The organism is Clostridium sp. chh4-2 (assembly GCF_002899675.1).
Classification (GTDB): Bacteria; Bacillota; Clostridia; order Lachnospirales; family Lachnospiraceae; genus CHH4-2.
Genome location: NZ_PKUU01000010.1, coordinates 122,019 through 133,777, shown reverse-complemented (window position 1 = coordinate 133,777; position 11,759 = coordinate 122,019). Strand labels below are relative to the sequence as shown.

Here is an 11,759-nt window from a genome sequence, read left to right as displayed (position 1 = left end):
CTCTTTACTGCAGATATCCCTTTAATCTCTCATAATCTGCGATAAAGTAAGCGTTGGCCCTTTCATAATCATTAAACATGGTTTCTCTGAAAGCGTCTGGTGAAATGGTTCCCTGATACCAGGACTTCTGATTGAAATAATCCTGAAGATAGGCGTCCTTAAACAGACGGCCGCGCCGTGCATAGATCTCATTACGCGCCAGACGAAGCTGTTCCTGTGTGAGCAGGGCTAAGTCGGCGGCAGTAATATATCTGGAATCGCTGTCATAGATTACGAAATCATTGGTAAACAGCAGCGCCTGTGAAACTGTTGCTTCCATGTAAACGGCCGGAACAAATTCATAGGCATTTCTTGCGGTTACCTGATCATCGCTGTAGTTAACCGTTACGGATCTGACCGCTGTTGTGGCATCCGGATTCAGAGTCTCATATTCCAGCAGGTACATCTCTTTCTGCTGACGGTAGATGGCTGAATAGATCTCGGACATGTCGCTGATATCGTTGACATTGCGGTAAAAACCTCCGGTGCTGTTGGCGATGGAATTCATGGTATAAGTATCTAAGCTTGGATCGATACCGATGATGAAGATCGGAATCTTATACCGGATTGCCAGTTCTGTGATGATGGCCGGATCACATTTACTCATGTTATCCTGTCCGTCGGTAAATGCGATGATACATTTTGCACCACTCTGCATGGCGGTCTGGTTGACTGCCACATATAACGCATCATAGAACGCCGTGCTTCCCGACGCGCCTAAGGAGTTAATTGTGTTTGAAATCTGGTTGTAGTCAGAAGTAAAGCCAATATTCGTATATACCTGATCCGCAAATGTGATCAGAGACGCCTTGTCGCCGATCTGGAACTGGATTCCTGAAAGGAAGCTGTTCATCACGTTCTTGGCTGCCGTTAAAGCGCTTCCGGACATGCTTCCGCTGATATCGGCCACCATGTTGATATTTAAGTTTTCCACTTCATCCAGCTGTACGGCTTTGATAATGGTCTTCTCCGTAAAGGAACCGCTTCCCTCCATCCGCTCTGCCAAGTGGAAGCTGTCGGCTTTCAGGTCATCAATGGCTTCGCCTGTATTTTTATCTTCTACACGGACATAGAGCTTTACAACCGGGAAGGTGGATACGTCAACCTGCTCCACGCCCATATTGTAATCCGTCTGGCCATTGATGGAATCGATCACCTTCTGCCATTTCTGAAGGCTTTCGCTGGCTCCTATGTAATCGCCGGCGTCCATTTTCTCTTTCACCTGGGTCTGATAGGTCTGGATGATCTGTTTTTCGGATTCATAGGCATTGGTCAGATCCGCATTCAACAGACTGTTATAGGAAGATTCTGCCTTTGTTTTGTTCTCTTCCTGCAGCTGGGTAATGAACTCGTCCAGCTCTTTACTAAGGGATAAGATGGAATCCTTATCCAGGTTGTCCACCGCTTTGGTGTACTTCTTCACAAGGCTGTTGTATTCCGACTGTCTGGCCTCATCCATAACGAATCCGCCGGTGGCCCCTGACAGGGATTCCTGCTTTGTCTTGGCCTCTTCGATCACCGTATGAAGCTCTTCAATCTCAGCGGAAGCCGCTTTCAATTTTTCAGACAAACCTGCAAATTCCTTTGTGGCCTTTGCCTGAACTGCGTCTTCGCAGTCGCTCATCAGCTGCTTATACTCCGAGATATTCTCATAAGAATATTTCTTCAGCTGATTTTCCACCGCCACATATTCCTGTTCAAACTGCTGCGTTTTGTTCTTTTTCAGCACCTGGAGCCCTAAAAATCCGCAGGCCCCTGCAATCAAAATTACAACCAGCCCCATGCAAAGGAAAATAGGCCATAATTTCTTCTTTTTCGGCTCTGCCGGATAGGGATTAGGCATCGGTGCAGGCGCCGGATTCGGCGCTGCCTGCCTTGGCGGCGCCTGCTTGGGAGCCGTCTGTTTCGGCGGTGTCTGGTTTGGTACTGCCGGATTCGGTGCCGACGGGCCGGACGCCTTATTCGACGCCGCCCCGTTATTATCATTTGGACCTGCTTTCCTTACGATCTTCGTCCCGCACTCAGGGCAAAACTCGGATTCATCGGGAATTTTCGCTCCGCATTTTCTGCAAAACATACTCTGTTCCTCCCTGTTTGTTTAGTTCATCTTCGTTCCGCATTTACGGCAGAACTTAGGTGCCGCATCATAGGTCTGGCCGCAGTTCGGGCATACGAGAACTGCCTGCTGTGCTGTTTCCGAAGCTCCTAAAATCTGTTTTTCGGATTCATTTAAACGAACAACTTCTTCTTCCTGTGTTTTAATGATTTCCTGTTTTTCTTTAATTGCATTCAGTTTGTCGCTGATCATGTCTAACGTCACATTGTCCGTAGCGCTCCACTCCTGATATACGAGATCGCCGATTTCCTTTTTCAGCGTCTCAATCTCGCCTGTCAATGTGGAAATATAAGTCTTAATTTTGTTGATCTCCAAGAATGTGGATGTTTTTACGTTTAACATAGTTAAACCTTTTGAAAATGAATTTTTAATGTCTGCCATTGCCTTATCCTCCTGTGAATAAAAATTATAAATTATTTAATCTATTTTCCTACAGCCTGAGCGCTGCAATTAGTAAAACATATCATAGCTTCCCGTTCCGTTCAGAAGCCATCTGACATCCTCATCAATCTTTTTCGTCTTCTTGCCGTCCTTTTGGGATATAAGCTTCAGGTCGCCTTTCAGGCGCTTATTGCTGTAATCCACCAAAACTGCTACATACTGATTATCTGCAACAGAGAAGAATGATACATCATCCATCAGTTTTACAGGCTTTCCGCCGTCGTAACGGCAGAGAGTTCCGCTGGCGCTCTTGCTCTTTTCTTTCAGGTAATAGAGATTCTGCGTATCTTCATCATAATAGTAGACATAGACATCGTCATCGATCTCCTCACCGTCACAGTACAAGGTTCCCTGTCCCTTTGAATTATCATAATCCTTATAGTAATACATCTTTCCGCTTTCCGGATATTGGGAAGAGTACCTTTCACCCAGGTCATCATCGATGGTAACCGGCTTTTCAACTCCGCTGTCCGAATATTTCATTGAGAACAGTTCCTCGTAAGTAGTATTGTAGGTATCTTCATCAAAGGTATATCTGGTTCCGTAAATCGTTTTTGAATCTCCATCCGCCGTATACTCGACGTCGCTTTCATAGGCAAACGGCACTGCCTTTCCGTCTGCCAGAAGATAACCGTCCATTCCGTCTTCAGCCAGCTTATCAACTGCCTCGAATACGACACTGGAAACATCATAAGCGCTTTCAAGTTCAGATAATTTTACTGTAGGAAGTTCCACGTCATCCCAGCAGTATGTATAATAAATCCAATCCGAAATTCCGATATCTTCCGGGCTGGAAGCATTTTTTAACAGCTCGTGTTCCGTGCCGTCATAAGCGTAAATATCTAAAAATTCACCCATATAAAATGACGTTTCGTCCTTCAGAGCTTCACGAATCTCATCTCTGCTCTCTTTTTCACGATACGCTTCCATTGCCGCATTATAAGCGTCATAATCCGTCACGGTTCTCGTTCCGCCAAACCAGCTCTGCTCCTGTTTTGTATAGTTGGATTTCAAAGGCTCTGACATCGCCGCATCAGCTGCAGCCATATCATCATCTACTATATCTTTGACTGTAATTGCCTCATCTGAGGTTTTTGTATAATAGATACCTGCATTGTCATTATAGCTTCCCAAAAGAGTTGCATCTGAAGCAACCTTTTCTTTATCCTTCAAATTCTTCATGCAGTAGATATCCGTATCTTTTGTATAGTAAATGGTGTTTAAATCTTTTGTGTAATAATAAGAATAGTATACGTCTGAATCTAGTTTCTCCTTATCAGCATCCATCTTTGTTTCTCTGTAATACATATCCATATCATTGGTAATATATAACATCGTTTTTCCATCTTCACTGAGCATATAAGTATAGATATCCGATCCCACTTTTTCTTTCTCGTCGCCCTTCAGATCATAGATATAAAGGGTGTCGGTGCCGCGTTTCATGTAGATTACCCTGTTATCATCCGTAACCTGGAACGAAGTAACATCATTGTCAATCTTTTCCGTGGTATCATTTTTATCGCTCTGTTTCTTCTTATCAATGTAGCAGAGTTTTCCCGTTGACCCGTCGTAATTTTCGTAGAAAAACTCATATTTACCGTCTTTGGTCTCCTGGATGCCGGATAAAGCACTGTAGAGCACATAATACGGTGCGTTCTTCTCAACGCCTTTGGAAGTGAACTCCAAAGCCTTATTCGCTTTTATATTGTACTGATAAATTCCGGTATCCTTCACATATTTAATGTCCGGATTTGCTCCTTTTCCTCCGCCAAAACGGCTGATTCCAAATGCCGCTGCTCCTACCACTACGGCAGCGGCTGCAATCCCGCCTATAATAACCGGCAGTTTTGATTTTTTCTTAACCGGAGCCGGGATTTCCTGAGGCATTGGCGCTGATTCATGGAGATTGGCGCCGCAGCTCTGGCAAAATGCGTCGGATGCGTCGTTGAGCGTGCCGCAGGCCGGACAATAGATAGGAACTGCCTGGGCCGGTTCTGAAACTGCCGGCTCTTCCGGCTGCACCTGATCTGCAGCCGGAACCGCTTCTGACTGCAGCGGTACGGCGGCGTCCGCCGTATTGATTTCGTTTAACGGAGCTCCGCAGTTTTGGCAGAACATTCCGTCCGCTTCATTTTTCATTCCACAGTTCGGGCAAAATATCGGTTCATCCAATTTGGCCGTCACATATTCTTCTTCCGCCCCGGTCTGATCCGCGATGAGTGTTTCTTCCTCTGCGGTCGTCTGCTCTTCCTCAACCGCTGCATCCAGCGCCTTTTCGATGGCTTCTGTTTCTTCGTCCTTTTCGCCCTCTGTCTCCTGGGTTACTTCTGCTGCAGTTTCCTGCTCCTCTGCCTTTGTACCACATTCACAACAAAATAATTCATCGTCATTCATCTCATGGCCACAATTTCTGCAAATTTTCATACTTGCCTCCTTATTCTGCTGCATTTTCCCGTTTGTCAGGTTTCTGCCGCCTCTTTTGTTATTTTAATTCAGCTTTTAGGGAGCTGCCTTAACCATTGAATAAAACTGCCAACCATTGTTTAGTTTGTCAACACGCCATAATTACCTAAACTGTCCTGGATTAAACTGACATCTTCATCTATTTTCTTTGGCTTGCCACCGTCTTTTACAGACACCAGTTTCAAATCCCCGGTTTTTCTCTTGGTACTATAATTAACTAAAACAACTGCATGCTTGCCATCCACAATGTTGAAAAGCACTGCATCATCAATTAACTTTGCTGTCTTGCTTCCATCATAACTGCAAAGCATTCCATTGCCGCTTTTGCTCTTCTCCTTCAGATAATAAAGCATCTTGCTGCCTTCATCGTAATAATGATAATACACATCTTGATCAATTTCATCACCATTACAATATAAAGTTCCTGTCCGGAGTTCACTGTCATAGTCTTTATAATAGTACATAACCCCGTTTTTCAATGACGATAACGCACTGTCCTTATCCAAATCATTATCAATAGAAACTGCTTCCCCAACTCCGGCATCCGAATATGTTACAGAAAACAATTCACTATAATTCTTCTTGTCAGATTCTGAATCTATGCTGAACCGTGCCCCATAAATGATACCAGCCTCTTCATCCACTTTGTACATCACACTGCTGTCATATGTAAATGGTACCGCCTTGCCGTCAACTAAAAGGTAAGCATTAGTCCCGTCTTCCGCTATGTTCTCAAATTCCTGAGATATAAATTCTGTTATATCCTCATAACTTTCAATATCAGATAGATTAATCGTTGGAATTTTCGTTTCCCCCCAACAGAAAGTATAGCACATCTGGCTGTTCCATCCCAGTGGTAAAGGAACTGCAGCCTTCTTTAACACTTCATGTTCCGCACCGTCATAAGCATAGATATCCGTACATTCTCTTAAATACGGTTCCAATTCCGCCTTAAACCGTGCCCTTAAAGTATCACGATGCTGTTTTTCACGATACTTTTCTTTAGCCGCATTAAATGCTTCATTGTCAGTAACCATAATAGTTTTGCCTGTAGAAGTCTGTTCCTTCTTCGTGTACTTTCCGGCCAGTGGCTGCGGCAAGTCGGCATCGGAAGCAGCAAAATCATCAATCAAGACCGTATCGCTGGTAAATACCTGCTCCACATTCTTGGTATAGTAAATACCTGCATTGTCATTATAGCTTCCGATTGGGACTGCATCTGAAGCAACTTTTTCTCTATCTTTTAAGTTCTTGATGCAGTAGATATCCGATTCTTTTGTATAGTAAATAGTATTCAAATCTTTTGTATAATATAAAAGATCCTCAATATCGGAAGCAAGCTTTTCCTTATCAGCGTCCTCTTCTATCTTTATATAATAAATATCTGAATCCTCTGTAGTATAAAACAAATTTTTTCCGTCCTCACTAACAGTAAAAGAGACCGCATCAACTCCTATTTTTTCTTTTTCGTCGCTCTTTATATCATACATGTATAATGTGCCGGTATCCTGCATATAGATCACTTTATTATCATCTGCCAGTTCAAAAAGGGACACGTCGTTGTCGATCTTTTCTTTGGAAGCATCCTTTTTATTCTGGTTCATATAACAGAGTTTCCCATAAAAACTATCATAATCTTCATAGAAGAAGACATATTTCCCGTCCGGACTTTCTTGAATATCATTTAAAGCCGAATACCGGGCATACCACCTGTCAGATTCACTGACCGCATTTGAGGAAAGCTTAATCTCTTTTCCCGATTTTACATTATACCGGTAAAGCCCATTATCTTTAATATATGATACTGATGAGCCCTCTCCTTTACCATCCCTGAAGCGTACGATTCCAAATGCCGCTATCCCTATAACAGCCGCGGCAACTACTATTCCTGCTGCCAACACCGAAATTTTTATCTTTTTCATACCTGCCTCCCCATTCTCCCATGGCTTTTACAGTCTTAAACTGCACGCTTCTTCTATTGAGGTTCCAACTTTATCTTTACTGCTCCTTGATGCCAAATATCGGTTCTGTACTCTCCGCTTCCGTAGTTTCGCCTTCAGAATCTGTTTCACCTTCCTCTGTGGTTTCGTCTTCCTCTGCGCTTTCGTCTTCCTCCGCTGTTCCCTCAGTCTCCTCTATCTCGTCCTGAATACCAGCCTTCTGGTTAAACAGCGGGCTGGACTTTCCATTCATCATCGGTGCCACAAACAGATAGATACAAATTCCCGCTGCTATAGCTGCTATAAATAAAACTGCGGCAAGGGCGGCAAACAGCCCGGCTCTGCTCTTTTTCTTAACCGGAGGGTTCTGCATTCCGGCCTGTGGAACAGCCGGAGCCGGCATGGGCGCGGGCGGCGGTGATGGGAAGATCACAGCTCCCGCCTGGCGTTCTCCCTGGGGCATAAGCACTTCCGTTTCATCCCCATACTCTTCCGGGGCCAGATATTCGGTGTCTCCCGACGTATCCGGCAAATCCTCTACTCTAAATCCGCATTTCAAACAAAATTTACTGCCCGGCCGCACCGGATGGCCGCATCTGGCACAGACCTGATCTTTCGGTACGCTTGGTTCCGCCTGTATCTTCTCCGGCTGCTTTACAGGTGTTCCGCATTTCGGACAGAACTTGCTTTGATCGGATATTTCTTTCCCGCAATTTTTACATATCATCGCCAAATCCCCCCTTTATGAAATCGGTATCGCAGAATTACCTGCGCCTGTGATAAAGCCGTAAACTCCGTATTCCTCTGTGGCCGTTGTTATAAATTCATTTTCACTGTGTTCCCTGGATACGGCCACCACGTACTGATTGCCGTTCCGGTTCTGGACCACTCCGTTCATCGGCTCCGCGATTCCCGACGAAGCGTTGTAGCTGAACGTATTCGTTTCATTGTTCTGCATATGCACCAGAGTCATGGCGCCGTTTTCTTTTCCTTTTGAGAAAGTTCCGCTGGTACGGGCTGTATAAAGAACCGTTCCTCTGGCAGAATATTTAGTAAATGTTACGGTTCCGGTTCCCTCCGGCATATCCCCGCTCCACTGTCCTTCATAGATATTGGTGCTCTCCGCATCCGATTTAAGCCAGATGCCGGAACCGTCCCGTTTTCCTTCTTCCAAATTTCCATAGTAAAGCGCCTTGTTCGGGAATACCGCCACGGCCTTTCCCGTGCCCAAAGGATAGATCACTCTGTCATTAACGCCTGCAAGAAGGGTCTGATACTCGGATGTATTCAGAATATCCTTCACATAATCCATATTTCCCGATTCGCAGGCTCTGTACAGCCGTTCCAGAAGCTGACGGCTCTGCTGGTCCAGACTGGCCTGTTCTTTCAGGCCGTCGATCTTCTTTTTCGTCCCCCTGTCCCCGGTGGCCTGATAAAGGATTTCCAGAATCTTCTCCGCCTTATCATAGTCGCCATCCTTCATATAAGCTTCGTACATCTCCAGGACAATATCTTCCAGCTGTCTTGAAACCTGGCTGTCTTTCGTGGTTTTATAGCCTGCGGCCAATACCTGAACCGCTTCATCCTGTTTTCCCATGATCTGATAAGCGGATGCCAAACCAAGGTATGCGTCCGATCTCTTAGGCTCTATCTTAATGGCCGTCTGAAATGCGATCACTGCCTGCTCATAATCCATCTGATCCATGAACTTTTCAGCCCGGGCCAGCTGCCGCCCGCCGATGAAATGATTGACCTGGCCGGAATAACGGAAGGAAAGCACGAAACCGCAGATAATACCGGAAATCAGTATAATCACTGTCAGCAAAACCTTATACTTTGTTTTCATACTCATCCCCCCCTTTTACCGTACTTTTCCATGCTCCTGTTCGTATTTTAAAGGAAATACATGGAACAACACGGCTGTAATCAGCGAAGCTCCCAACAGAATAACTCCTCCTGCTATCATCAGAGTTCCTAATGTCATCATGCCCTCCTTCTACAGCCATCCGCCGTTTTTCAGCTGGTTAATCAGACCTTCCAGCTGCTGAAACTGGGTGATGTCACTGTTTTTATCCACGAGTCCGGCTGCCTTTTGATATTCCTCATATGCGGCTGTAAAATTCCGCTGGGCCTCCGGTTTCCCGTTTTCTATCATTATATAAAGCTGTGCCAAAAGCGCATGAGGCACATAATCTGACGGATAGGCGGCCTGGTATTTTCCCAAGACCTGTTTCGCCGCTTCATATTCTCCGGCATACTGGTATGCGGTAAATGCGTTGACATACAGATATTCCTTCTGGATTCCCGCATCCACTACCTTTATAAACCCTTCCGCCGCCTTAATCATATCTTCCTTGTTGTAATTCAGTTCAATCGCTCTTCCATAATAGGCCGCCGACTGCATCTCCATCAAAACGGTGTTGTTCTGCATTCCTTCTTCCCGAAGCGCATCACCGATCGCATTGACGGACTTGGTATAGACATCTCCGATCCTCTGGGGATCGCCTGCATGCAGCTTAGCGCTGTCCCGGTAAGTGGTTGCCAGAGCAATATAAGCTCTTTTCTTCATCTGAGAAGATGCGGTCTGGCCGATCACCTTTTGAAAGGTTTCTTCCGCCTCCAGGTATTTCCCCTGTACATAGTAGATTTCTCCCGCCACATAAAAGGAAATGTCCTGAGTGTCATCCAGTTTAATGATCTGATCCAGAATCTTTTCCGCCTGGGAAATCTGCCCTAACCGTCCCATGCATACCGCATAGTCCCTAAGATTATCGATCTTCATATCCGTTTTCTTGGCCGCTTTATAGAAATAATCCCCGGCTTCAGAATAATTCTCAAGTTCGAAATAGGAAGAGGCCAGCGCCAGCAGAAGATCCGGGTCATCCGGGAAATCCGTCTGGTTGGAAAGGGAGAATTTAATGCATTTCTCATACTGTCCGTCCAGGTACAAGGCGTAGGCGTATTTTCCGTAAGCTTCCGGCCTCTTTGGATCGATATGGCTGGCTTCCTTCAGATACTCCATCGCCTCCTTGGGCGCCTCTTCCATACAGTCCTCAGCCGATTCCAGACAAGCCAGATACCGCTGCGTCTTCTCTCTGCCCAGTTGAACGAATCCCCCGGCCAAAAGTCCGGCCGAGCATAAAAACATGGCCGTTAAGGTCAGCGTCCTCAGCAGTTTATTGCGCTTATACCGCTTATATTCCGCATCAAATGTATGTATATGATTCAAATCGGCCATCAGTTCATCGACCGACTGATATCTCTCATTTTTATCCGGACGGATACATCTGGAAACGATATAATCCATTCCGACTGAGATGGACGGGTCCATCTCCCTTAAAGGTTTTCCGCAGAAAGGTTCCTCGTTGGGCCCTCTCCCGGTCAATATATGGTACATGGTTATGCCAAGGCTGTAGATATCCGTCCTGGCATCCGACTGGCTCTTTCCGAACTGCTCCGGCGCCGCATATCCCCGCGTCCCGATGTAGGTCGTATCGTCCGTATTGCCGCTCTTATACTCTCTGGCAATGCCGAAATCGATGAGTTTCAGCCTTCCGTCGGGCTGCAGCATGATATTGGACGGTTTCATATCCCGGTAAATGATGGGAAACGGCCTGTTTCCGTGCAGATACTGAAGCACCCTGCATAGTTCCGTGAACCAGTAATAGGCCACATTCTCCGGCGCGCGGCCCTGGCCCTGAAGCCAGACATCCAGCGCGACTCCCTCCACATAATCCTCCACGATGTAGACATTATCCGTCTCGTCAAAGATATCGTAGATCTTAGGAAGCATATCGTGATCCAGATGGATCAGAATATCCGCTTCCGCCAGGAAATCCAGTTTCACTCCCTGGTTCTTCGACACGCTTTTTACCACAAGCTGCTTTTTCGTCCGGATCTGCTCAGCCAGAAATATCTCTGACATTCCGCCCTGATTAATTTTTCTAATGATTCTGTAGTTCTGTGCAAACCGTGGATCCATACTTCCCCTTTTTCCTTTGGTTACTCGATTCGGATCATGACAGCCGACAGGTTATCCGGCGCCGAATTATCGTACACCTTTTTCCTGATCCGCTCCATTGATTCGTTTAATTGTCCTGTCCTCAGCGCGGTTCTCATCTCTTTTTCCAGAAACCGCTCCGGACAGTATTTGTAAATGCCGTCGCTGCATAATAAAAATATCTGTTTCTTTTTCAGCTGGTCCGTGCGGGCGTGGCAGCTGATCTGTTCTCCCACTCCCACGGCCTGAACCAGTTTTCCATAGTTCATGTGGGATTTTATCTCCTTCGCAGAAAAGGCCTGAACCGTCTGAGGAAGGTTCTCCCACACGTCGTCCGAAGTCAGCTGGTGCAGCCGGAACCCCTTGTTCTGGTAGATTCTGCTGTCACCAACACTTATTATACCATAATATCCGTTATGTATCAGAATAAGAACAATCGTGGAACCGCAGACTTCTCCGGCAGGCGTCGTATTCCTGATATACTCGTGAGCCTGGTACAAAACCTCCTTCAAAGACATCATAAGGCGGTTAAATTCCTGGTTGGAACCGGGCAGAAATACCTGTGTCCACCAGTTCTGATAAGCCTGTGCCAGATGGCGGCTGGCCCTTTCCCCATGCTGGTGGCCTCCCATTCCGTCCGCCACCAGAAACAATCCGGATCTGCCCTTCTGCAAAACCCGGATTGCATCCTGATTCATCCCTCTCTTTAATCCGCAATCACTGATCCCTCTGCTGTTTATCTCCATATTATCCTTCATTC

9 protein-coding genes are annotated in these 11,759 nt (G+C 45.9%); all 9 read right to left on the bottom strand.

Annotated features, from left to right (window positions below; all coding sequences use genetic code 11):
• Positions 1–4 precede the first annotated feature (4 nt).
• On the bottom strand, positions 5–2,116 hold the full coding sequence (locus C0033_RS12650; RefSeq protein ID WP_103228231.1) for a YARHG domain-containing protein: 2,112 nt from the start codon (positions 2,114–2,116) through the stop codon (positions 5–7).
• 21 nt (positions 2,117–2,137) lie between these two features.
• Positions 2,138–2,536, bottom strand: coding sequence for a zinc ribbon domain-containing protein (locus C0033_RS12645; protein WP_103228230.1), 399 nt, complete (start codon positions 2,534–2,536; stop codon positions 2,138–2,140).
• Between the two features lie 69 nt (positions 2,537–2,605).
• Entirely contained in the window at positions 2,606–5,020 is a 2,415-nt protein-coding gene (locus C0033_RS12640; protein ID WP_180994715.1) for a zinc ribbon domain-containing protein, read from the bottom strand.
• A 119-nt stretch (positions 5,021–5,139) separates the two neighbouring features.
• Positions 5,140–6,981, bottom strand: a complete 1,842-nt coding sequence (locus C0033_RS12635; RefSeq protein WP_103228228.1) for a hypothetical protein — start codon at positions 6,979–6,981, stop codon at positions 5,140–5,142.
• Between the two features lie 76 nt (positions 6,982–7,057).
• On the bottom strand, positions 7,058–7,726 hold the full coding sequence (locus C0033_RS12630) for a zinc ribbon domain-containing protein (protein ID WP_103228227.1): 669 nt from the start codon (positions 7,724–7,726) through the stop codon (positions 7,058–7,060).
• A 15-nt stretch (positions 7,727–7,741) separates the two neighbouring features.
• On the bottom strand, positions 7,742–8,845 hold the full coding sequence (locus C0033_RS12625; RefSeq protein WP_103228226.1) for a tetratricopeptide repeat protein: 1,104 nt from the start codon (positions 8,843–8,845) through the stop codon (positions 7,742–7,744).
• Positions 8,846–8,860: 15 nt separating this feature from the next.
• On the bottom strand, positions 8,861–8,983 hold the full coding sequence (locus C0033_RS27635; protein WP_278320748.1) for a hypothetical protein: 123 nt from the start codon (positions 8,981–8,983) through the stop codon (positions 8,861–8,863).
• A gap of 12 nt (positions 8,984–8,995) precedes the next feature.
• Positions 8,996–10,981, bottom strand: a complete 1,986-nt coding sequence (locus C0033_RS12620; RefSeq protein ID WP_103228225.1) for a protein kinase — start codon at positions 10,979–10,981, stop codon at positions 8,996–8,998.
• A gap of 20 nt (positions 10,982–11,001) precedes the next feature.
• Positions 11,002–11,757 (bottom strand): PP2C family serine/threonine-protein phosphatase, encoded by a 756-nt coding sequence (locus C0033_RS12615; protein WP_180994714.1) that lies wholly within the window; start codon positions 11,755–11,757, stop codon positions 11,002–11,004.
• Between the last annotated feature and the right edge of the window lie 2 nt (positions 11,758–11,759).

Coding starts and splice junctions, on each gene's coding strand:
- C0033_RS12625 (WP_103228226.1), bottom strand. CDS start 8,845: ATGAAAACAAAGTATAAGGTTTTGCTGACAGTGATTATACTGATTTCC.
- C0033_RS27635 (WP_278320748.1), bottom strand. CDS start 8,983: ATGACATTAGGAACTCTGATGATAGCAGGAGGAGTTATTCTGTTGGGA.
- C0033_RS12630 (WP_103228227.1), bottom strand. CDS start 7,726: ATGATATGTAAAAATTGCGGGAAAGAAATATCCGATCAAAGCAAGTTC.
- C0033_RS12615 (WP_180994714.1), bottom strand. CDS start 11,757: ATGAAGGATAATATGGAGATAAACAGCAGAGGGATCAGTGATTGCGGA.
- C0033_RS12645 (WP_103228230.1), bottom strand. CDS start 2,536: ATGGCAGACATTAAAAATTCATTTTCAAAAGGTTTAACTATGTTAAAC.
- C0033_RS12635 (WP_103228228.1), bottom strand. CDS start 6,981: ATGAAAAAGATAAAAATTTCGGTGTTGGCAGCAGGAATAGTAGTTGCC.
- C0033_RS12640 (WP_180994715.1), bottom strand. CDS start 5,020: ATGAAAATTTGCAGAAATTGTGGCCATGAGATGAATGACGATGAATTA.
- C0033_RS12650 (WP_103228231.1), bottom strand. CDS start 2,116: ATGTTTTGCAGAAAATGCGGAGCGAAAATTCCCGATGAATCCGAGTTT.
- C0033_RS12620 (WP_103228225.1), bottom strand. CDS start 10,981: ATGGATCCACGGTTTGCACAGAACTACAGAATCATTAGAAAAATTAAT.